We start from the raw sequence: 22,364 nt of genomic DNA, 5'->3' as shown, positions 1-22,364 counted from the left end.
GCACCGCTTGATAATTATTCCTGAATCGTTGCCATCGCTTGAAACACATAATTCTGGAAGGAGATGCCATACTAAGATGGTTTCCGGAAAGATATAACCTGCGGGCTATAGTAAGGTGTAAATGGAGGGTAGACATGAGTATTGAAAAAGATCGGATCAGTACGGCGCAGATGGTAATCCTCGGACTTTTCACTTTTATTGGGGATATGGCCCTAGTCTACCCGGCAGCCATGACTGCTGTAGCTCATCAGGATGCCTGGATTGCTGCCCTGATCAGCATTCCGCCGGGAATCGCATTGGTCTTCCTGTTCGTCACTGTTGCGAATATAAATCCGGACAAAAACATTATTGAGCTCAGCCAGCAGATTCTGGGGAAGTGGATTGGCAGTGCGGTAGGCGTATATTATCTGTTCTTCTTCATCATCGCGGCCTCTACCTATGTCAGAGAGATCGAGGACTTCATGTGTACTCAGATCTATGAGGGAACTCCGGGCGGTGTCATCCGGTTCATGAGTATTGTTATACTTGTCTACGGGCTGCGTCTGGGCCTTGAGACGGTCGGCAGAGCGGCTCAGGTGTTTTTTCCGCTGTTCGCTTTATTCCTCGTTTGCCTGATGGTGCTCTTATTTCCGCAGGTCCAGCTGGAGCGAGTCCAGCCCATTCTGAATACGCCTTTTCCGGATATGCTGCATGCTGTCTTGTTCGGCGTGTTTTATCCGTTTGGGGAATTATGTGTATTTTTCATGGTCTATCCCTACACCCGCAAGAGCCGTAAGATCAACCGGGATATCTTCCTTGCCCTCATCCTTGGGGCGCTGGGTCTGAATCTGATTCTGTTCCTCTCTTTGACCGTTCTCGGCGTCTATTTCTCAGAGCATAATTTCTATGCAGCCTATATCCTGGCCCAGAAGATTAATATAGGCAACTTTCTGCAGCGTCTTGAAGCATTGATGGCTACGGCGTGGATTATCACAACCTATTTCAAAACAGCGCTCTACTTCTATGCCTTCGTTCTCGGAACCGCCCAGTTATTCAAATTAAAAAGCCACCGTCCGCTTATCTTCCCTGTGGCCTTCCTGATCTACGGACTCTCCCAGCTCATCGCCAAGAACTTAATATTCTATGTAAAAGAGATCCCGGACTACTGGGTAGACTGGGATCTCACGCTTTCGCTCGTGCTGCCGCTGATTATGCTGATTGTATATAAAGTGAGACAGCGTACGGCTGCCTCATAAGCTGTATAGCTATAGGCTATGCCCGCCTCAGAAGTACAGGCCTGTATACTCGAAGTAGTCAAAATACGCCGCCTTCGCCTGCTGGTCCAGATCCTGGGCGCAGATTCCGGCATAAGAGCCGGTGAAGCCCAGCTTGCCGCCATGCTCATCCGAGAGGGTGCCGAAATCAAGCGGCGTACACATCGCCGTCCAGACCTCCCCGTCCGGTGAAGCGTAGAACATAATATCTCTGCCGTTAATCTCTGCCTTCAAATAGTAACGTTCCCAGTCCTTCACCGAAATCTGCATGGAGGAAATTTCCCCATATTTGCCGGCCTGACACATTACGACTCCTAAAGCTACCCCTCTGAGTTCATCCGCCGTTACACGCAGATAATAGTAGTCCTTGTCATCATAGTAGAGCACCAGTCCGGCCATCTGCATGAAGCTGTCCGGCTTGAATTCCAGGCAGGTAGTTACGGTGCAGGCGAAATGCTGAATCGGCCTCCCGATCAGACTCTGGTCAAACAGCGATGCCAGGGATTCCCGGCCGCGCAGCCGCAAGAAGCCGGGACGCTCCTGCAGGCTTACCCACGACTCCTCGAACGGCACGCGCAGACTCTGGTAAGGATAACCCAGCACGTGGCCGTCAAAATCATCGCGCTCCGGCAAGGCATCAAACGGGTGCGGGGGAAGCTCCGGCGCTTCGGTCCGCAGGGCCGGCAGCTTCCCGCCATGCGCCAGGCGCAGCCAGCCGTCCTCGGTCCAGACGCAGTGCTGGATCGCCGTCTCCCGGCCCAGCGGATTCAGCTTGCCCGTACCCGGGATCGGGCGGGTGCACAGATGAGCCATATACCATTCCCCGGACTGCGTCTCCACCAGTGAGCCGTGCCCTGCCTGCTGGAAGGCATAGGTCAGATCATGAGCCGTAGTCATGACCGGGTAATCCGGATCGGTCTCATAAGGTCCGGTTAGGCTGCGGCTGCGGGCCATCGTGACCATATGATTCACTCCGGTGCCCCCTTCAGCAACCAGCAGATAGTAGTAATCTCCGCGCTTGTACAATTGCGGGCCTTCCGTTACACCTGTCGGAGTCCCCTTGTATATTTCATGAATAGGGCTGGTCAGCCTGCCGCTTTCATGGTTATACTCCTGCATCACGATGCCGGAGAAATTGCTGTGATTCTGCCGGAAATCCCAGCGCATATTCAGCAGCCATTTGCGTCCGTCACTGTCATGAAACAGGAACGGATCGAACCCGCTGCCGTTCAGCCGCACCGGCGGGCTCCAGGGCCCTTCAAGACTGGTAGCCGTAATCAGGTAGTTATGCAGATCCTTATACACACTGGAGCGGGACTTCACATCCGTAAACAGCAGGTAGTACAAGCCGTTGTCATAGGATAGTGCCGGCGCCCAGATGGAGCCGGAGCTTCCGTTGCCGCGCAGGTCCACCTGTGAGGTCTCGGTCAGCACACGGGTGAGCGTATGCCAGTGCACCAGATCACGGGAATGATGAATCTCTACACCGGGGAACCATTCGAAGGTTGAGGTTGCGATATAATAATCATCGCCCACCCTAAGGAAAGACGGATCGGGATGAAAGCCGGTCAGCACCGGATTGACAATGGTTGGAGCCATAAATGTTACCCCCTGGTTAATGTAAGTTACAGATTGGATTGCACCGATTGGATTCTTAGAAGAACCCCTGTTTTTATTGTAGCGCCCGGGAGAACAGAAAGTTATAATGGGTTATAATAAAATGTTTGTATTTTGTCATGTTGGAGGCATCAGCAAAGCGTTATGAAACAGCTATTCGAACCTGTTCTGTTTGCGAACCGGCAGTCTCTGATCTGGGACTACCGCATCTATACCGACGATCATTACAAGGGATATTACCACTGGCACCAGTGCTGTGAAATCATGTTCGTGCACGGCGGACAGGGCAGCATTGTGGTCAATCAGCAGATGTATGATATCCGGCCGGGCATGCTGTTTTTTTTCCAGCCGTATCAGCTGCACCGGATCTATTCGGAAGTTTCACCTGAGTGTCCATTCGTACGCACGATCTTCTATCTAGACCCCCATATTGCCGAGAATCTGCTGCAGGGCTTCAGCAAGCGCAAAGCGGTCTTCTCTGCTCTCTGGCAGGGGAGCAACCCGTATTGCGGCTTTGATCTCGGGGACCGGGTTGAAACCATAGAATGGTTCTACCAGAATTACAATGAATTAAGGATGAAATCGTCTGAGGAAGACCCTGAGGATATCTCGATGCTTCTCCTGCAGCTGCTCAGCTGTCTCGGAACAGGCGAGCAATCGCTGATCCATACCGGAGAACGCCGGAATCTCCGCTATTCGGAGCAGATCATGAACTGGATTGAGGCTCATTATCAGGAAGAGGTTAATCTGGATCAGCTTGCGGAGGAGACTCATCTGTCGAAATCCTATGTATCGCGGATCTTCCATCAGGAGACAGGCGGCCGGCTGGTTGACTATCTCACCGCCCGGCGGCTCAAGCAGGCCTGCCGGCTGCTCGGAACGACCGATATGCCTGTGGAGCAGATCGGCATTGCCGTCGGATTCCCGAACGCCTCCTATTTCAATCAGCTGTTCAAGCGGGTCCTCGGGACCACTCCGCTGAAATACCGGAAGGGGAACATGTAGATAGATGACAATATAACGATATTTCTTCATATCAAAGTGCAACTTTCCATAATCATAGGACGCTATACTGAGGCCATATTCTAATTAATGGAGGCATCAGTGATGAGTACAGCATATTGGCAGGAAGTTATGAACCGGCTGGATACGAAGGTTACGCGGATGATAGAGCAGATCGGCGGAAAATGTCCGCATTTCGCCGGAGAAGACGGTAAGTTCGATGATATCGCCTCCGACTGGTGGACGACCGGCTTCTGGCCGGGGATGCTCTGGATTATGCATGATATGACCGGCAAGGACCACTATAAGAATGCGGCCTGGCACTGGGATGAGACGCTGGAGCAATGGTTCGTTAAGCCGACCGTGGAGCTGCATCATGATGTTGGTTTTCAGTTCCTGCCTACAGCCGTAATCAAGAACGTTCTGACCGGGGACGAGGATGGCCTGCGCCGAGGCCTTGAGGCCGCTAACTTCCTGGCCGCACGCTATAATCCGGTTGGCAGGTTCATCCGCGCCTGGAATGAGGACAAACACGGCTGGGTGATCATCGACTGCATGCTGAACATCTCCCTGCTGTTCTGGGCAAGCAAGGTGACTGGCGATCCGCGCTATAGACATATTGCGGTCAGCCACGCGGAGACTGCGATGCAGTATGGTGTGCGTGAGGATGGATCGACCAAGCATATCCTCTCCTTCGATGCCGAGACTGGCGCATATATCGAGAATTTCGGCGGCCAGGGCTATTCCGCCGAATCCTGCTGGAGCCGGGGGGCAGCCTGGGGACTGTACGGATTCATTAATACTTACCGCCACACCGGGGATGAACGTTTCCTGAATACAGCGAAGCGGATTGCCCATTATTTCATCTCCGCCCTTCCGGAGGATCATGTGCCGTACTGGGACTTCCGGCTGGCAGACGACAAGCGGATGTTCCGAGACAGCTCCGCCGCATCGATCGCTGCTTCAGGCTTGCTGGAGCTGGCTGACATCGTGCCGCTAGGCGAGAAAAGCCTCTACGCAAATGCCGCGGAGCGGATCCTGCGTTCACTGACCGAGAACTATGCCACCTGGGACCAGCCGGAGCATGAAGCGATTCTGCTGCATGGTACCGGCAGCGGCGACTCCTTCATCGATGTATCGCTGATCTACGGCGACTATTACTATGTCGAAGCCGTCGCCAAGCTGAACGGCTGGAAGCACCGTATTTTCTAGTCTGCGTATTGGATAACAACAAACAGCGGGCCCCCGCATGCTGGGGGACCCGTTGTTTGTTGTTTAGGATGCGCAGCAGAACAACCTGCTCACTCTGTCTGGCAATTGGACTTCACGCAATTCTTTCGGAGGTTAACTCAGCTTTAACTGCTGCGTCCAATACGCTCCGATAAATTAGCACCATTACTGTGCCGTATGCGTCCACGCTCCAGTAATCTCGAACTGTGACGTAATGTTTAAACAAAATTGCTTTCTTTTATTCGAACATTCATTCGTATATAATCTCAAGAAAAACTAATATGGAAACCGGATAACGAAGCAATGACTTGTATAGAGATGATTAGGCATGTTCTAGAAAGTGAATATTATTATCATCTCGCTATCCATAATCGAGGCAGTCTGGAGGTATTTGATTCTCCTTTCGAAAAACAACCTTTTTCTACCGTCAATGCGGAATTGAAATTTGCAGAACCATTTAGAAATCACTTCTTAGAATCTATTAAGTTATTTTCTGAAGAAGATTTAACAAGCATTAAAATTGATCGTTCTGATTCAGGTTATATAAGAAGTTTGGGTGACATGTTGCTAAGAGTCGCATATCATGAATCAGTCCATACCGGCCAATTGCTGGATTACTTAAGAACGGCAAACATTCCAAGAGTACGTGTTTGGGATTAATCTATCTCACAGGTGTAATCATTAAGGTGATACGCCTTTTCTTTTTTTAGTTACTACGCATTTTGCGTCTACTCTGCCTTTGGGAGAGAAGGGCTGCATCCCCTCTCTGTCCCTGCATCTTCGTACTGCGCAATACATAATCATTTTGTGTTAAACTTAATTTGGATATATTTAGCAATCCATTTTAGGAGGAATGAATGAGATGAGAAAAGTTACCCAAAAAGACTTAATAATTGTTTCTTTGATATTTGGAATAAGCATTGTACTAGGTAGTCTTCAAGTAATTTATTCATCTTTGGTATCTGTTAGATTGTTAAGTGTTATCTCAATAATTTCTCTTTCTTTTGCTGTTGGTTTTCTTATAAGAGAATTATTTATATTAAAAGAAAAATAAGCTCATTCGCATTTTGCGTAAACCGTGGATCAAATCGGTCTTTGAAATTAAAGTGTTGGTAGCATCAGACAAAAGCCCTCTCCTTTTTAGTTCTTAACCGTATCATTCTTCAAAGAGTCGTTTGAGTATGGAAGAGATACACCGGTCTGTAATGGCTTCCAGACGTTTAAGTTGCTGATGGTAGACCTGAGTGTCATAAACATCGGTATGATTTATTAAATCCTTGATTTGTTCTTGCTTCAAAACAACGAATGTCGCTCTTCTTTAATTGCGTCAATCTTTGTGCTTTTTTCACCAGACGCTGGGCAATACTTAATAATTCCCCCATTCCACTTGCCACTGTTCTTCTTTCCAATGACTTCCAGACTCTGCTTCAGAATATTTCAATTTGAATGAGTTCAAATTATGAATGAGTTCCTTATATAAACAATTTGATTAGTCAGGAAAAGGATACAGTATGATCAAAATTCCTGATTTTGAATTATACATATATCTGATGGGTATCACCTGGATCGTCATGCTTTTGAAAAAAACAGGCTATAGCATGCGACTTCCGTCTCATATCATAGCCTATTTTCTCTTGATAAATAACACATCAAATCTAGGGATTTCAAAGTACCTGGCAAAGGGTTAGTCCTCTGTTATACCACTTCGATGTTGTTATCCTTCTGAATAATGAGATCCACCCCATAATCTCCAGCAGCTTTGGTTACTTCAGCCTTATACCTTTGCGCCCGGAATAGATGACCTAAGTATTTCTCAAATTGAACATCTTCCACCTTGTCAATGTCAGAAATATTTACTAAATGGTAGGAGCAGGTAGTTCGTCTATTTTCATACGGAGTAAACTATAAGGCTTCTGCCGCAGGTCATTTCCATAATGAAATCTTGCCTGTCGATTTAATTGGTTCACGATGAAATATAAGTATTGATCTGGACCAATAGAAAAAGTATCCGGCCATAAAATTCTCGGATCATGTGCGATGGTTTCCATTATTCCATTCAGAAATATCTTTCGAATACTATTGTTTTCATAGTCTCCAGCGTAAACGTTTCCTTTTGCATCGGTGATCATTCCATCTGAAGCACCTTTTTCTCCCCAATACTTCACGTAGTACTGTAGATTCGTATCCGGTATCGTTCGGTCTCTTAGGGCTTCCGTTGAAATCGAGTACAGCTGACGACTGGAGAGAGGACAAAAATACAACATCTTGCCGTCCGGGGAAATCGCTATGCCATCGGATGCCAATCTAAAGGGTGAGGTAGATCCGTCTTTGTTTCGATTCATCAGGATTTCACCTTCAACTTTTGGTAAGAGACAGAGATCGGGCGAAGTTGAAATTGCTCCGTTTAACCGTCTCCAGGCATAACCGGTTTCTAAATCAACGACAATAATAGCACCTGGTCCTCGGGAAGACGAATCCGTTATATAAGCATAACCTGCTTTACCTACACGAAAATCAAATCGGACATCATTCAGATAAGTGGTCGGCAGGACAACATCTTCCGTAAATGTATATACACTTCTTATGGTATTTGAGTTTAAATCTACAGCGACTAACTTTGCTCCCCCTTTGATGGGTTCTGAGAAATTAGGAGCTCCTGTATCCAAAACCCAAAGCGTACCATTTCCATCAGCAACGACACTTTGGACACTAATGAAAGACGTCGAGATATCGAATGGGCTTACCACATTAGCGTCTAAACTAGGATAAGGCTGTAATGTATCACAAACGATTTCAGCCACCGTAAATTTAACGTCGTCTCCCCATTTCGGAAAGCAAATGAAAATACGCCCGGTTTCAGAAACAGCAACGCCTGTAGGCATGGCTCCGTAAAATAAAAATACCGCCTCAAACTTACCGAAATAATTTTCACTTGGTAACATCACTTGTATAAAATCCTCCTCCACAGGTTCGAGCTGCTATCACCTATTTATATGACTGAATGTGGTTCAAGTGCCTGGATAATTAAATATTTTCACGGAATTCCCCAAAGCTTCGGATTTGAATATCACGTGCGAATAAGTTGACAAAGTGTTTTTACTTTGCTGTCTGAAGGAAGCGAGCGTGCGATGAGTTTGCTGCTGCAATATGGATTTCCGGCAATTAATTTTAGTATAAAATCCGATGCGTCGGAAAATCTAACGTTGAAGAATAAGGAGGTGATCTTATCTCAATGAATACGCCAACACTAGCGCCGCACGAATCGATGGAACTTCATGAAGCCTTAAACTTTAAAACGCTCTGCCTCGCTAAGTCAAAACTTATGCAAGGCTTGGTCTTTGACCAAGAGCTGAAAGCGTTAATGCAGAAAGACGTAATTCAATCCATACAACAGATCTCCGAGCTGCAAACAATCTATGCAAGAGCTCCTTTCCAAGCACCTGTTCCGAATAGCCCGACACCTATCACACATTAAAGGGGAACGCCAATGAATGCCGATTATTTAGACCCGATTAATTCACTAAATATGCCGGAAATGGCAGACATGACTTTTGCAATGGACTTCCTTCTTCGTGCCAAGGAAGGTGTACGAAATATGTCCATCGCCCTAACGGAAGCGGCTTCTCCGGATGTAAGAGCGCTGCTGCACAATCATCTTAAGCAGGGGATTGCAATGCACCAGGAAATTACAGAGCTCATGATTCGTAAAAAATGGTTCCATCCTTACGAGCTTAACGAACAGTACCAATTAGACCAACTTTCAGCGAATAACACGGTGATGATCGGGCAGATGAATTTGTTCCCGGATGATACGTCACGTAAAGGGATGTTTGACCGTACCCCAGATGAACATATTGGAGGACATAGAGCATGAAGGCTGTAACGTACCAAGGGATTAAAAATGTCGTGGTCAAAGAGGTACCGGATCCGAAGATTGAGAAACCGGACGATATGATCGTAAAGATCACCAGTACCGCTATTTGCGGTTCTGACCTTCACCTTATTCACGGGATGATCCCTAACCTTCAGGAGAACTATGTCATCGGGCATGAACCGATGGGGATCGTAGAAGAAGTAGGCCCCGGCGTGACAAAGGTTAAGAAGGGCGATCGTGTGATTATCCCGTTCAACATCGCGTGCGGAGAATGCTTTTTTTGCAAAAATCATCTTGAAAGCCAATGTGACAACTCAAATGAACACGGGGATATGGGCGCATATTTTGGCTACTCCGGAACGACCGGCGGATACCCTGGAGGGCAAGCCGAATATTTACGGGTTCCGTTTGCAAATTTTACCCACTTCAAAATTCCCGAAAGCTGCGAACAACCGGACGAGAAGCTAAGCTTGATCGCTGATGCCATGACGACGGCGTTCTGGAGCGTAGATAATGCCGGCGTAAAAAATGGAGATACAGTCATCGTGCTTGGCTGCGGTCCGGTTGGACTTCTGGCCCAGAAATTCTGCTGGCTGAAAGGAGCAAAGCGGGTCATTGCCGTCGACTATGTCGATTATCGCTTACAGCATGCGAAGCGAACGAACAATGTGGAAATCGTAAACTTCGAACAGGATAAGAATATCGGCAACACTCTCAAGGAAATGACCAAAGGCGGCGCCGATGTCGTAATTGATGCTGTAGGAATGGACGGCAAGATGAGCGATCTCGAATTTCTAGCCAGCGGTTTGAAACTGCAGGGCGGCACTATGAGCGCATTTATCATTGCATCTCAGGCTGTCCGCAAAGGCGGAACCATCCAAGTCACTGGAGTATACGGTGGGCGCTATAACGGATTCCCGCTCGGCGATATCATGCAGCGCAACGTGAATATCCGTTCCGGACAAGCTCCGGTCATTCACTACATGCCGTATATGTACGAGTTGGTTACTTCGGGCAAAGTTGACCCTGGAGACATTGTTACGCACGTCATTCCGCTCAGCGAGGCCAAGCGCGGCTATGAAGTGTTCGATACGAAAATGGACGATTGCATCAAAGTCGTCTTAAAGCCTTGAATATGGAGAGATATATGGGAGGACAGTCCAAATGAATTCCAATTATGCTTTGCATGAGATGCTGGAGGTTCATGAGATAGCTGCGTTCAAGACCGTTTGCTTGACCAAATCCAAAACTATGCAAGCTCTGGTAACCGACCCGGAGCTCTTACAAATTTTGCAGCAAGATGTGCAATTATCACAGCAGCAGCTTCAGGAGCTCGGTGGAGTTCTGTCTAAAGTGAACCTATAGGAGATGATAGCATGAACCCAATCTTAGAACACATGACAGGGCTTCATACGTTAACCGACGACGTGATCGCAATGGATTTTCTGATGAACGCAAAGAGCGGGGTCAGAAACTACGCTATGGCCGTGACCGAATGTGCCACCCCAGAAATCAAGCAAATTTTGATGAAACAGCTCGACGAAGCCATAGACTCCTATGAAAAAATATCAATCTACATGATAGAGCGGAACCTTTACCATCCTTACCATATTCCAGAGCAAATTCAACTCGATCTGAATAATATTCAGACCGCTATGAACATTCCGTCCTGACACCGTATTCGTCCCCGACAAAACGCGCAAAACCACTATGGTTCAGGCGCGTTTTTTGATTTAAGCCGAAGACATTAGACTCTGTGAATCTCTGTTCTCTCGTCTACCCTTCTCTATTGGTATTCTTATGTTGCCAATCAATTGTGATTTTAATATACTCAATCCCCCTTATGAGATGGTTTGCAAAATATGAACGATTTCCCCCTCCATATTGGAGTTGTCTATCATCTTCAGGTATTCGGGTTTTAGCAATTGATACTGCTTCATGTGGTGGTAATCCATAATTGCTTGTTTCAAGGTGATATCATACTGAATCGAAAATGATGGCTCGATAAAGCGCCGCAGCACAGCGTCATCTTGAACCATAAACAATACGGCATTCAATCTGTTGAAAATCTGTTGCTCCATTCCGGATTCAAAAAAAACTTGTAAGTTTTTATTCCGATTGTTCAGGGCAACTGACAGATTTCCGACATCTATAGCCGTGAGTTTCTTGACGGGAGTGTTCTTCATGGCTGAGTTCCAGAAGAACGTTGCTTAGAGGCCTCAACGCGGAATATCGCTTTAAGGGACTGTCCCAAAAGTAGTTTTTCTACGAGTAGAGGCAAATCCTTCTCATTTTCAAAACCGTTCAAAAGAGCAACAATTCTCCCGTCACTGGAGAATTGTTGCTCTTTGTTTTTGGTCATTTGCAGCTTGCTTCAATAGAATGTGCGCAAGCGAAAGCCAACCGACCTCAAGCGTCACTTTTTCCATGCCGCATCGCCAAAAGCGCCGGAAGCCCCGGTTATTCTTCAGTTGTCCAAATACACTTTCCGGTTCCGTCATTCGGCGTACAGCCAGAGCATAGCCTTCCTTGCTTCGCAGGATGTCCCGAGCCTGCTTCTGGTAACGCAGCCTCTCCAGACTGACAACCACTTCCCGATTTCCTGCAGCCTTGGTGCAGCGTTCCTTCAACGGACAGCCTTCGCAGCCTTCGCAGCTTTGGCTTCGGTAATGACGTTTCCGAATTTCATATCCACTCTCTAAGAGTTCCATACTTTCTTTGCGAAAATGCAGCATGCGTCCGGTGGGACAGGTCCACCTGTCTTCGGCTTCGTCGTACGTCCAGTTCTCAATCTTTCCGACATTCTCTTTCCAAGCTTTGCTCTTTTCTTTGTGGTAGCTGCCGTATTTTACGACCGCCTGAATCTCTTCCTTTTCCAGGTAGGCGTAGTTTTCTTCACTGCCGTAGCCTGCATCCGCAATCACCGTTCTGGGAAGTTCCCAGGATCTGCCGCGCCTTTTCCATATGTGGCTGTAAACAACGGGTGTCCGTCGGTCTCGGGTGTAGACTGTAGACTAAAATAAATTGGTTTTCCATTCCGATTTGTATCCGCATGAAAGTCGCATCCGGGTCGGTCTTGCTGAAACTGTTCCGGTCCCCTAGCAGCTTTTGGTAGTGTTCGTACTTTAGTAATCGGGGCAGTAAATCCTTCCGAAGCTTCCGAACGGCTTTTTTCAGGGGTTTATCTTTGGGTTTGTCCAGGAGCTTAGACTCCAGCCCCCGGGTCAGGGTTTCCAGCTTCTCACAATTCATCTCGTAAGATTCACCGAGCTCGGTGAGGTCCTTTCCCTGGAACTCCCGTTCTTCTTGGTGCTCTGCCACTTGCCGTCCACAAAATAATGCCCCAGAGACACATATTTTTTGTCAGCCAGAAACTGAAGCACGGCGGTAAATACCGTTTCGAGGACATTTCTCATCCGCTGGGAACGGAAGCGATTAAGAGTGCGAAAGTCGGGTCGCTGCCGTCCGGCCAGCCACATGAAGGGAATGTTCTCCCGTACCGCTTTGGCGATTTGGCGAGACGAAACTATTCGCTGAGTGTAAGCGAAGATAATGACTTTGGTGAGCATTTTAGGGTGGTAGCTGTCACGGCCGCCACCAGGATAGGCAGCGTCAAAGATGGAGTCGTCCAGTCGATTGACGGCTGTGTTAACGAGCGCGATCGAGGTGATGTTCCGGAATGTCTTCTTCCAGATCCATTGGCAAACAAAGTTGGTCCATGGTATATTGAATATACAAAAGAAACCTCTCCTTTGAAATGGTTGGTCGCACTTCCATTTTACCAAAGAAAGGTTTCTTTTTTTATGATTTTTAGAAGGATTGTCGTATATTTCCCGCTTAAACAGCGGAGAGGACGGACTGATTGTGGAAAAGCGGTAGCGGTCGCCTTGGTCTCCGGATTTTCACCGCTAAGGGAAATGAAAAAAATCTGGAGAGCACAGCGATTGGAACAACGGTCCGTTCGCGCAGCGTCCTCACCTAGCGCAACCGTCTATCCGACTCTAAAAACAATGGGCGTCCCAGCCATATCTTGGCTTTTGGGACAGCCCCTTTCATCGGTTATGAGTAGGCCGCATTTATCGCGGCGCCTCTTTCTTCTGCTCTGGTTTTCGTGAACCCTTAAAGGTAGATGAAAGTAAGACCAACAGGCTGCCAAATGCGATCCAGATTAAGACGAATGTCGGATGATTCATACTCAGGCCTTGTCCAAAGAACAACAACTCTCGTAGCCCATCAACCATGAAGCGCATCGGCAGCCATGACAGTATCCAATCACGGTAAAACAGAGATAATAACTCTGGCGCGGAACTAAGGAGTGGAGCACCGAAGAACAGCAACAACACAAAAATAATCATGCCTTTTAACCCAATCCAGGAGAAAACAGCAGCTATCATGAGGAAAAATGCTAAATAAGCAATTGCCAAGAATAAAGCGGTATCCGTGAAATGAGGAGTGTGTACGCCCCATCTTCCAGCAAACCAAGTGAAGCTAAAGCCAGCTGCCAAAGCAATGATTGCTCCCCAAAGGAATTGGACTATATTCGCCCGAAGCCGATCATTACGATTGACGTAATTTTGTTTATTTTTGACAAGCAAGAAAATTACGTTTCCGATTAGACAGGCCATCCACAAGGGTTGTAACATCAAAACCGGTGAATTCCCGTTTGCACTATGCGTACCGGTTGCATTCACATTGATGATTTCGCTAACGATTGGCTAAGCTAAAGCAGCGGCTTGTTTTGTCGAGAGCATAGCGCCCTTCTGATCAATAGCCGCTAATAGCTCAGCACACAGCTTCTTATTTATAGCATCAACCGCGTGGTTTAGCATTTGCCCTGCCACACTAGATGCCGATGCATTCATACCTTGGTTGATATACATCTGCATCCGGGGTGAAGAAGGGTCCAGCGTCATAAGTGATGCCTGCTTCTCGCTGAAATCCTTGGGAATCACCAATGCAGCATAATATTCTTGGTTATCGAGTCCTTCCTTCGCTTCCACTTCACTACCAACTTCGATCCATTTGATCGCCAAATCTCCATCCGAATTTGCCAAGATTTCTGACTGAATATCAGACACTATCGTCTCGCCTATATTTACTTTTGGAGCCGTTAAGCCTTGATCCTCATTCACAATGGCAATGGGCAAGTTATGTGGAGCAGGATTGATGCTAGGAATCATAGCCAGACTAAAAATGAAGATGACTGCAATAACGATAATGGGTAATGTAACTATTAGTTTGTTTTTTAATAAGCTCATTTGTTTTCATCTAATCTCAAAATCTACTGTTCGAATTCTTTCGTTTTTCCACAGGCAATATGGCCTCGATTACGTCCCAATGCTCGGCGATTTTCCTGTCCTCAACACGGAACAAATCGTAGAAAGCAGTAGGTTCACCATCAAATAGACCTTCACTCGCTGTAAGCACAAAATCGCCTTGTCCGATAACCTGATGAACCTGAGTATATTGAAACTCAATATTCTTCGCCTTAAGACCCTGCAATGCAGCACCGAGGCCGGAAAGGCCATCTGCAATATGTGGACTATGCTGAATGTATTGATCTCCGGCAAAGTAAGAGGTAAGCAGGTCCGGGTTCTTCCCAAGCAGTATATTCTCGACATAGCTTTTGACAACTACTTTGTTCGCATCAGTCTTGTCGATATCCTTAATCATGACCGGTCCGTCAATCATCGTATGATGACTTGGTGTCTTTTCTACCCGATCTTGCAGATTGTCCCAATGTTCAACGATCAGTCCATTCTCAAAACGGAAAATATCAAAGCCAATTTTAGGTCCAAAAAAATCATATTCGGAATGAAGGGCAACATAATCTCCATCGGCTAAAATGCGCTTAATGCTCACCTTTGTACCTATCTCCTTTAAATGATCAAGTGCACCAAGCATGGCTGCACGGCCATTGGATAAGGCAAGGTTGTGCTGAACATATTGATCCGGATGAATGTAATTCGTAATCGCCTTGGGATTACCGCTCTCTAAACTTTCCAGCACTGCTTTAGCCTTTAGAACTAACTCATTTTGATTGTTTAATATCATTAGAATATCCTCCTTATTATCTCAACAGTTACCTTACTAGGCCTAACAATAAATGGTATTCACCTCTTTCAATCACGAGTTTATAGGCATTAGATAAATAATGAACGTTATGTTGTTTATTTATCTTTCGCTCATTATAATTAAGATGAACTTTACGTTCAATATTCAATATTTTTTGTTTTGAGGGATAACATACAATTCATATCACTTTGTCGCTTAACGACTCTAATTTAATATAGGAGAGCGAAAATAATGAACAAGAAAACCGATCTAAGAATACTGCGCACTAAACAATCGATTCGAATGGCGTTTATTGCGCTTATTCAAGAAAAGGGATATGAAGCAATAACAATCCAGGATATTGCCGATCGGGCTATGATCAATCGAAACACCTTTTATCTCCATTACGAAAATAAACCTGACTTATTAAATACCTATATGGATGAGTTATTGGGCGAATTAAAAAATGCAGTCATTCTTTGTCCAATCAGCATGAATCCTTACAATATTTCTGTACTCGAGACAATCATGCAAACTATACTGGAACACATTTCGCATAACACCTCTTTTTACTACGCCATGCTAATTGAAGAGAATAGAATCTATCCATTCCGCGCAAAAATGGAGAAAATCATTAAAGATAAACTAAATGAGGGGTGGAATCCGACAGCGGCAAATTTCTCTTTAGTGCTGTCCAAGGATTTGCTGTTCGAATACCTTGTATCGTCTTTCATGGGGATTATCATTTGGTGGGTTAAAAACGATCTGTCTATTCCTGCGGGTGAAGTTGCTTCTCAGTTCAGCAGACTCGTTGCCTATGGACATTTAAAAGCTACCGGCATCGCCTTCGAGGAATAAAGTAAAGTTGCTCTGCTCGGCGACAATCGATGACCCTTCTTTTAACGACTTTGTACCGGAGAGCCAGTGGTGGACCAATGATACTGAGACGCCAAATCGCTCAAAGCCTATCTGCGTTTCGGCTGACATGATTAATCAATGCCTGCCGCTAAACCGTTTAATCGCTTCCTCGGTCACCGGTTCGAAGAGGTTTACCAGGTTGCCGTCGGGATCACGGAACAGCATAGAACGGTCCCCCCACGGCATCGTGGTCGGTTCTTTTACCCAATCATAGACAATTGGCTTCAAGCGTACGTATTCGGCTTCGACATCGTCGACGCGGAACTCGATGATGACAGTGTGATTGCTCGCTGCCACTACGGAACCAGCGCCGAATAGCTGCGCCGTTTGGGAGTGGCCGATTGCCAGGGTACATGCCGGCATAACGAGTTCGGCAAAAACAGGCGCGGGGTGCACCGCCGAAACACCCAGGACTTTTTCATAGAACTCGGAGAGACGATTCACATCGTCGGTAATGATGCGTACAGAAGCAAAATTCACAAAATACCCTCCTTCCTATACTCCTTTATGTTTACATACCCGATAATAAAACAACGCTACTGACAGCCTTATGTCAGTAGCGTTCTAAAATTTTTCGGGCTTCCTCACGAATCTTATTCCGGAATGATTCAGGCTCCAATACGATTACACCCGCTGCTCCTCCAGCCACAAGACCGCCGTCACTCCGCGCGGATAATATTTGCTGCCGGTAATCTCGCCGGAGATAATCTGGTCGCTCCAGCTCCAGATCGAGAGCTGCGGATGCGTAAGCCAGGTTACATGTGCCGAATCGGCTGCATGGCCTTTGTCCTCCCACTCCAGACCAAGAATTTGTCTGGCGATGAACTGGCACAGATAAATCTTGCTCAGCCAGCTGTTATTGCTGGTGGAGGAGATTTTCCAGCCGCCGTCTTCGAACAGGCACACCCCTTCAACTAGCACGGCCTGCAGATGCGTGTCTAGCGCCGCGATGTATTCGCCGAACCGCCCCCCGCGCTCCAAAGCTTCCTTGCAGCCGGTGAAGTAAGGGAAAACGAGGCCTTCAATCGCCGGAATAATCTTCGAGTCATTGCCTTCTCCGATTACCGCCGGGATATAGCCGCCCTCGGTAACACTGCCCACAATGGTTGCTGCGCAGAGCTCTGCCTGTCTGCCGGCAGTCTGTGACAGCTCCGTATTGCCGTTATCACGGAAGATCTTCTCCATCGCCAAATACGCTGCCCAGCATTTACCCGCAAGGTAAATATTGTTGCGCGCCTGGCCCAGTGACACATCCAGACTGTCGTACGTAGTAATCTCCGCGCCGCCCATTGTCCGCGAGCTGTCGAGGGCCATCACACCGTTTCGTTTCGCCGGGTCCGGATGATCCCGGTTCAGCATACTCTGCAGGCAGCTCTCCAGTACTGTAAGGTTGCGTTCCATCCAGCTGAGGTCACCTGTATGCTCCAGATATACCGCCGCAGTAAGAATCCAGTTCACCAGCTGCTCATGGGTCATATGCGAGAAGCAACCGTCGATGCCGTACAGCTCATATGAGGAATACCCTGGACGCGAGACGGCATTGGCTACCCCCATATCATGGGTGAAGCTGAGCCCGCCCGGATATTCGGCCACGTCTCCCGGGAAACGGACAGTATCCACATAGCTGTACCGGTCCACGAACATATCCAGCTCATTGCGTACGGTCCACGGATTCATCTTCAGCTCATAGAATAGCTGATCCACCGTAAGATCGAATGTGTTCATCATCCGGTATTCGCCTTCGTTCACGACCCAGAACGGCTGGGCTTTGTACTCCAGCAGCTCGGTTGAGCCATAATAACTGCGGATGGCATGTGCCAGCATAAATGTCTGGTCTTCGCTGAGCCCTGTTCCTTCCAGCATGGAGTTAGCCTGCACTGCCTGCTGCTTCAGCTGATCGAAATGGGACAGCGCATATTCCGCTACCGCCTCTACATTACTGTAATAGCGGTTATAGTAATAACCGGCGTCCATTCCCGAGGTTACATAGCCGGACCGGTGGAAGCAGACTGCGAACCGGTAGACCTTGCGCTCTCCTGCGGGCACATCCATAACCAGAGCTCCAACCTGGCCCAGTCCGAAGGTCCAGTTCTCCTCCAGCTCCGTTGTCAGAATATCCTCCATGGTGAAATGCATAGCGGACTTGACACTCCCCTGTTCCGCTGCTATCGCCAGGAACCGCCCCTGGCCGACACCGGTCAGCTCTGCCTGGCTGCCCTCAAAGCGTCTCAAAGCGTTATACGGATCATTCCCCTGGAAGCCGAAGAAGGCCCGGCGGACAGAATCGCCCGAAGTATTGTCAACCTCCAGCTCTACCAATACCGCAGGCAGCAGCACTTCCTTGAGCTCCGCATCTGCAGCTGTTTCCGGGTCCGGAACCGGCCGGACCGGGGAGAGAATACGGAAGGTCAGATCCCCGGCCTGCCAGCTGTCCGTAGCCAGCCGGAAATCGCGGGTGATCTCTTCGTCCGCGTAATGATAAAGAATCTGCGGTTTATCCGGGTTCGGATCAGGGTTCTCGATGTCATAGCGCTTACTCTCATCGTCACTGCCCTGCTCATGGAAAGGCAAGGTATCGAAGCCGCGGCCATCCTTGCGTTCCAGGCCAATATATATATTCTGTCTCGGCGGCTTACCCGCTTCCAGGTCAAAACCGCCGGACGCTCCCTTAAACCCCAGAGTGAAGCTGGAAAATGAACCAATCGGTGAATGATGGGCATTAAAAAACTGATTTGTCGGCATATCGTAAATGCACTCCCTCCAGGCTGTGGCCCGGCAGTACCGGGCTCATAGCTCTATGTTAGCGCCGGCCCGGCTTATGCAACAGGCGTAAAGCCGCCAATTATTTGGACAAATCAATCGGACGCGGCGGCCTATGCTATAATAGAGCCAACTTTTAGTGAAAAAGAGGTTGAGTATGAACGTATTAGATCCCGGTACACAGCATTCCATGGACGGCCGGATGTCCCCGGATATACAGGCTGCCTTTCATATATTCGCTGCCCACTGGCGCAAGGTGAACAGGGAGTGGCAATATCCGGCCCACACCCATCCGATGTTCGAGATCAATATCGTCCTGCAGGGTTCGCAGCAAATGAACGTAGGCGGGCAGTCTTACATCCAGCACAGCGGCGACATTCTGTTCATCCGCCCAAGTGTCCTGCATTCCAGCCTGGGTACGGTGTCAGAGGATGAAATGACCTATTATTGCCTGCATTTCGACATTGATGATCTGGTTCTGCGCCGTTCCCTGATGACGATGGACACCGTCAGCCTAAGCGGCGACACTCCGGAGCTGCAGGCGATCCGTTCTTCGCTCGATGCAATTATCAGCTCGACGATCCTCCCTGATGCCAGCGATGCCCAGCGGGGCCGGCTGGTGACGCTCAATGCTTCGCTGCAGCTGTTCACCGCACTCAGCAGCTGGGTGCTGGCTGCATTGCCCTCCCCTGCCCGGAGCACACTGCCCGGTGTTACGGAGAAAACCGTTGCCCTGGCGAATGCCATCGAAGGACTTCTGCAGGAATCCGTATTCACCGCTGCGGCAACCGGCAGCCGGGCCGGAAGCATTGAAGACATCGCCGCAAGGCTTGGCTACAGCCCGAATCACTGCAACCGCGCCTTCCGGCAAATCTACGGATTGCCGCCGAGGCAGTATCTCTCTGACCTGATTATCCGCCATGCCAAGCTGCTGCTGCTGGATAACAGCCTGTCAGTGGAGAGTATCGCCTACCGGCTCGGCTACCGTGATGTCTCCCATTTCAGCAAGCAGTTCAAGCGCTGGACCGGCCTGCCCCCCATGGGCTACCGCCAGCTTACGGAGGAACCGGGGAAGACAGACGGCAAAGCGTTATCCGCTAATACGCAGGGAGGCACAGAATGAAGATATACCATTTCAACCAGGACACCGGCAAGCCAATCTCAGCCTTCAGCTCCGACTTCATTTTATCCCGGATTATCCAGACGGATGGAAAAACGCATATCGGCTGCGTATATCTGGGCCCGCAGGGAGTGATCGGTTATCATCAGGCGGCATGTCCGCAGCTGCTGCTGGTTATGAGCGGGGAAGGATATGTCCGGGGCGAGGAAGAGGAATTCACGGCTGTCCAGGCAGGCCAGGCTATCTTCTGGGCGCAGGATGAATGGCATGAGACACGGACGGATTCGGGATTGACTGCGATTATTATTGAAGGTGATTCGCTGAATCCTGCCACCTATATGACACCGGTATGAACACAATTTCACATTAAAGATGATTCAAAGCTGAACTCATCAACTGCGTATGTCGTCACCATGAACTTGACGGGTCTGCATTAGTCTCCAACTGGCGGTGAAAAGGACTGAGATTCCGTTAATCTCAGTCCGCTTCAGATGCAAGGTCACCGAGAAGGCGCATGGAGGGCGCATGAAGCACGAACCAGCGAATTAGCAACCAGCGCATCACCAATCACCGAATCAGTGACTCACGAATCACCGGGGGCGGACTCCCCAGATATAATCCCTATACACAAAAACTCCGCAAACCATTAACAATGGCCCACGGAGTTTCTTTATTTTACCCCAGGAGAACACACACCTCTTACCCTTTGGTGGCCCCTGACGCAATTCCCTTAACGAAATACTTCTGCAGGAAGATAAACACGATTAGCACAGGCACCACCGACATGGCGGTTCCGGCAAAAATCATATCCCAGCGCGAGGAGAATTCCCCGATATACCGGTAGATTTCTACTACCATCGTCTTGGCCTGGCCGGAAGGCAGCACCAGCATCGGCATCAGGAAGTCATTCCAGATCCCCAGACCGTTCAGCACCACCATACTTGCCGTAACCGGTCCGAGCAGCGGGAAGACGATTCTCCAGAAAATCCCATATCGGGAGCACCCGTCAATCTCTGCCGCTTCTTCAATCTCCCGTGGAATACCCTTGACGAAACTGGTATAGAGCAGGCATCCGAAGCCTACGGCACCGGCGACATAAATCATGATAGGACCCGCCAGACTGCCGTACAGGCCGAGTATTCTGAGCTCTTTGAACAGCGGAATCATATACGCCTGGAACGGAATCATCATGCCTGCCAGGAAATAGATGAAGACCAGCCGCGTCCAGCGGGCATTTCTGCGTTCAATCGCGTAACCTGCCATCGGAATAATCAGCACCTGGGCGACAATCGCCACTACGGTCAGAATAAGACTGTTAAGGATCGCACGCGGAAACTCGGTCTCCGTAAGCAGATATTTGAAGCTGTCTAAATACAGTGTCTTCGGAAAAGCAACCGCATCGCGCATAATCTCGGCGTTGCTTTTGAACGCGGACATCAGATTAAAGAAAATCGGGAAGAAAAAGATAACCGCTACCAGGAGCGTTATGACAAACAGGACAATTTCAGTGATTCTCCGCTTGGTCTGCATCGTCATCTTAGAGCTGCACCTCCCGTTTCTGCAGGAATTTAACCTGAATGACCGTAATGATCAGAATAATCAGGAACAGGACCATAGCCAGCGCCGTGCCGAACCCTTGTCTCAGCTCCCCGAAGCCTACTTTGTAGATAATATAAGTTAATGTCTCTGTCTCAAAGCCCGGGCCGCCGTCGGTCATTACGGCAATCTGGTCAAATATCTTCAGCGCGCTGATCATGGAAAGCACCATGCACACGGTCATCGAACCCGCAAGCAGCGGGAACGTAATATGCCGGAACTGCTGCCAGCCGCCTGCGCCGTCAATGCTGGCCGCTTCATTAAGCTCCTGCGGAATGCCCTGCAGTCCGGCCAGATAGATGATCATATAATAACCCGCGCCTTTCCAGACCGTTGACAGGATAATCGACAGCATAGCGTATTTCGGATTGCCCAGCCAGTCGACGATATAGTCGCCCAAACCGACGGAGGTCAGGATCTGATTAAACACGCCGAAGTTGTAATTCAGAATCATTGCCCAGACAAAGCCCATGACGATCCCGCTGAGCAGGGTCGGGAAATAGAAGATACTTCTGAATAAATTGCGGAACCAGCGTACCTTGTCGACCATTAAGGCCATGGCGATTGCAGCAATGTTCTCAAGCAGTACTAGCGTAATTGTCATAACCAAAGTGTTCTTCAGGGCGTTCTGCACCCGCGGACTCTGGAAGATCTCGACGAAATTGGCGAATCCGATATACCGGATATCGCTGCTGATCCCGTCCCAAGATGTGAAGCTTAGGTAGACGCTGCCTGCTGTAGGGACTATGACAAACAGTGTGTATAAAAGGAATGACGGCAGGATGAACAACAGCGCGTAGGACTGCCATTTTTTCTTTTTCTTGCCCGGTTTCTCTGCGGCTATGAAAGACTTGTCTGTATTAACGATGGATGTAGCCATGGTTCCTCTCCCCTCCCTGGGACGCGCTTGTCTAGATAAGAGGAACCTCTGCCGGAGCAG

21 protein-coding genes and 4 pseudogenes are annotated in these 22,364 nt (G+C 48.5%); 13 read left to right on the top strand and 12 right to left on the bottom strand.

The features are described from left to right. Positions 1–134 precede the first annotated feature (134 nt). Entirely contained in the window at positions 135–1,235 is a 1,101-nt protein-coding gene (locus NSU14_RS11820; RefSeq protein ID WP_042137997.1) for a GerAB/ArcD/ProY family transporter, read from the top strand. A 27-nt stretch (positions 1,236–1,262) separates the two neighbouring features. Here NSU14_RS11820 and NSU14_RS11815 read toward each other — a convergent pair whose 3' ends face one another. Then, entirely contained in the window at positions 1,263–2,852 is a 1,590-nt protein-coding gene (locus NSU14_RS11815) for a glycoside hydrolase family 43 protein (RefSeq protein WP_340944911.1), read from the bottom strand. Positions 2,853–3,014: 162 nt separating this feature from the next. On the opposite strand from NSU14_RS11815, the gene NSU14_RS11810 reads away from it, so the two are divergent. The 4 genes and pseudogenes from NSU14_RS11810 to NSU14_RS11795 all read left to right on the top strand — a co-directional run bounded on the left by NSU14_RS11810 (position 3,015) and on the right by NSU14_RS11795 (position 6,156). Beyond that, positions 3,015–3,875 (top strand): AraC family transcriptional regulator, encoded by an 861-nt coding sequence (locus tag NSU14_RS11810; protein WP_076246845.1) that lies wholly within the window; start codon positions 3,015–3,017, stop codon positions 3,873–3,875. A 102-nt stretch (positions 3,876–3,977) separates the two neighbouring features. Beyond that, positions 3,978–5,084 carry a glycoside hydrolase family 88 protein gene (locus NSU14_RS11805; protein ID WP_336103797.1) on the top strand — a complete coding sequence of 369 codons (1,107 nt, stop codon included), beginning with the start codon at positions 3,978–3,980 and terminating at the stop codon, positions 5,082–5,084. Positions 5,085–5,372: 288 nt separating this feature from the next. Then, positions 5,373–5,762 (top strand): annotated as a pseudogene (locus NSU14_RS11800) (DinB family protein); the annotation flags it as partial. Positions 5,763–5,964: 202 nt separating this feature from the next. Next, positions 5,965–6,156, top strand: a complete 192-nt coding sequence (locus NSU14_RS11795) for a hypothetical protein (protein ID WP_336103795.1) — start codon at positions 5,965–5,967, stop codon at positions 6,154–6,156. Between the two features lie 193 nt (positions 6,157–6,349). Here the strand turns inward: NSU14_RS11795 and NSU14_RS11790 are convergent, their stop codons facing one another. The 3 genes from NSU14_RS11790 to NSU14_RS11780 form a co-directional block, all read right to left on the bottom strand. Next, on the bottom strand, positions 6,350–6,511 hold the full coding sequence (locus tag NSU14_RS11790) for a hypothetical protein (protein ID WP_340944904.1): 162 nt from the start codon (positions 6,509–6,511) through the stop codon (positions 6,350–6,352). Positions 6,512–6,797: 286 nt separating this feature from the next. Then, positions 6,798–6,935, bottom strand: a complete 138-nt coding sequence (locus NSU14_RS11785) for a restriction endonuclease (protein WP_340944902.1) — start codon at positions 6,933–6,935, stop codon at positions 6,798–6,800. Positions 6,936–6,958: 23 nt separating this feature from the next. Further along, positions 6,959–8,044, bottom strand: a complete 1,086-nt coding sequence (locus NSU14_RS11780) for an L-dopachrome tautomerase-related protein (protein WP_179093592.1) — start codon at positions 8,042–8,044, stop codon at positions 6,959–6,961. Positions 8,045–8,334: 290 nt separating this feature from the next. On the opposite strand from NSU14_RS11780, the gene NSU14_RS11775 reads away from it, so the two are divergent. Genes NSU14_RS11775 through NSU14_RS11755 form a run of 5 tightly spaced genes read left to right on the top strand, consistent with a single transcriptional unit; the run spans position 8,335 to position 10,649 of the window. Then, positions 8,335–8,577, top strand: coding sequence for a hypothetical protein (locus NSU14_RS11775; protein ID WP_042138009.1), 243 nt, complete (start codon positions 8,335–8,337; stop codon positions 8,575–8,577). 12 nt (positions 8,578–8,589) lie between these two features. After that, positions 8,590–8,976, top strand: coding sequence for a spore coat protein (locus NSU14_RS11770; protein ID WP_042138011.1), 387 nt, complete (start codon positions 8,590–8,592; stop codon positions 8,974–8,976). Further along, complete coding sequence (locus NSU14_RS11765) at positions 8,973–10,109, top strand: zinc-dependent alcohol dehydrogenase (protein WP_042138013.1); 1,137 nt, start codon at positions 8,973–8,975, stop codon at positions 10,107–10,109. Before NSU14_RS11770 ends, NSU14_RS11765 begins: the two co-directional genes overlap by 4 nt. 31 nt (positions 10,110–10,140) lie before the next feature. Continuing rightward, positions 10,141–10,341: a hypothetical protein gene (locus NSU14_RS11760; RefSeq protein ID WP_042138015.1), complete on the top strand. Its 201-nt coding sequence runs from the start codon at positions 10,141–10,143 to the stop codon at positions 10,339–10,341. Between the two features lie 11 nt (positions 10,342–10,352). Then, positions 10,353–10,649 (top strand): spore coat protein, encoded by a 297-nt coding sequence (locus tag NSU14_RS11755; RefSeq protein ID WP_042138017.1) that lies wholly within the window; start codon positions 10,353–10,355, stop codon positions 10,647–10,649. A 168-nt stretch (positions 10,650–10,817) separates the two neighbouring features. On the opposite strand, the pseudogene NSU14_RS11750 reads toward NSU14_RS11755, so the two are convergent. The 4 genes and pseudogenes from NSU14_RS11750 to NSU14_RS11730 form a co-directional block, all read right to left on the bottom strand. Beyond that, positions 10,818–11,114: pseudogene (locus tag NSU14_RS11750) on the bottom strand (TetR/AcrR family transcriptional regulator); the annotation flags it as partial. Positions 11,115–11,303: 189 nt separating this feature from the next. Next, positions 11,304–12,714: pseudogene (locus NSU14_RS35975) on the bottom strand (IS1182 family transposase). Positions 12,715–13,052: 338 nt separating this feature from the next. Further along, positions 13,053–14,234 (bottom strand): annotated as a pseudogene (locus NSU14_RS11735) (YhgE/Pip domain-containing protein). Positions 14,235–14,250: 16 nt separating this feature from the next. Further along, the gene (locus tag NSU14_RS11730) at positions 14,251–15,030 is read right to left on the bottom strand and encodes a nuclear transport factor 2 family protein (protein ID WP_076246854.1); all 780 of its coding nucleotides are present in this window, start codon (positions 15,028–15,030) and stop codon (positions 14,251–14,253) included. Positions 15,031–15,282: 252 nt separating this feature from the next. On the opposite strand from NSU14_RS11730, the gene NSU14_RS11725 reads away from it, so the two are divergent. Beyond that, positions 15,283–15,888: a TetR/AcrR family transcriptional regulator gene (locus NSU14_RS11725; protein WP_076246856.1), complete on the top strand. Its 606-nt coding sequence runs from the start codon at positions 15,283–15,285 to the stop codon at positions 15,886–15,888. A 135-nt stretch (positions 15,889–16,023) separates the two neighbouring features. On the opposite strand, the gene NSU14_RS11720 is transcribed toward NSU14_RS11725, so the two are convergent. Together NSU14_RS11720 and NSU14_RS11715 are read right to left on the bottom strand one after the other, a co-directional pair. Then, a complete protein-coding gene (locus tag NSU14_RS11720) occupies positions 16,024–16,428 on the bottom strand; it encodes a VOC family protein (protein ID WP_340944892.1) in 405 nt (134 codons plus the stop codon). Between the two features lie 144 nt (positions 16,429–16,572). Next, positions 16,573–18,690, bottom strand: coding sequence for a glycoside hydrolase family 52 protein (locus tag NSU14_RS11715; RefSeq protein WP_042138027.1), 2,118 nt, complete (start codon positions 18,688–18,690; stop codon positions 16,573–16,575). Between the two features lie 175 nt (positions 18,691–18,865). Between NSU14_RS11715 and NSU14_RS11710 the strand changes: the two genes are divergently transcribed. Together NSU14_RS11710 and NSU14_RS11705 are read left to right on the top strand one after the other, a co-directional pair. Further along, entirely contained in the window at positions 18,866–19,831 is a 966-nt protein-coding gene (locus tag NSU14_RS11710) for an AraC family transcriptional regulator (RefSeq protein ID WP_042138029.1), read from the top strand. Further along, positions 19,828–20,181, top strand: coding sequence for a cupin domain-containing protein (locus NSU14_RS11705; RefSeq protein WP_340944889.1), 354 nt, complete (start codon positions 19,828–19,830; stop codon positions 20,179–20,181). Before NSU14_RS11710 ends, NSU14_RS11705 begins: the two co-directional genes overlap by 4 nt. Before the next feature lie 346 nt (positions 20,182–20,527). Here NSU14_RS11705 and NSU14_RS11700 read toward each other — a convergent pair whose 3' ends face one another. Both NSU14_RS11700 and NSU14_RS11695 read right to left on the bottom strand, forming a co-directional pair. Next, positions 20,528–21,358 (bottom strand): carbohydrate ABC transporter permease, encoded by an 831-nt coding sequence (locus NSU14_RS11700; protein ID WP_042141275.1) that lies wholly within the window; start codon positions 21,356–21,358, stop codon positions 20,528–20,530. Between the two features lie 7 nt (positions 21,359–21,365). Further along, positions 21,366–22,304: a carbohydrate ABC transporter permease gene (locus NSU14_RS11695; RefSeq protein WP_039294669.1), complete on the bottom strand. Its 939-nt coding sequence runs from the start codon at positions 22,302–22,304 to the stop codon at positions 21,366–21,368. Between the last annotated feature and the right edge of the window lie 60 nt (positions 22,305–22,364).

Origin of the sequence: Paenibacillus sp. FSL R10-2771 (assembly GCF_038000205.1) — a bacterium.
Taxonomy (GTDB): Bacteria; Bacillota; Bacilli; order Paenibacillales; family Paenibacillaceae; genus Paenibacillus_AQ; species Paenibacillus_AQ phytohabitans.
The sequence above is the reverse complement of the archived record's forward strand: the minus strand, read 5'-3'. Positions and strand labels throughout refer to the sequence as shown.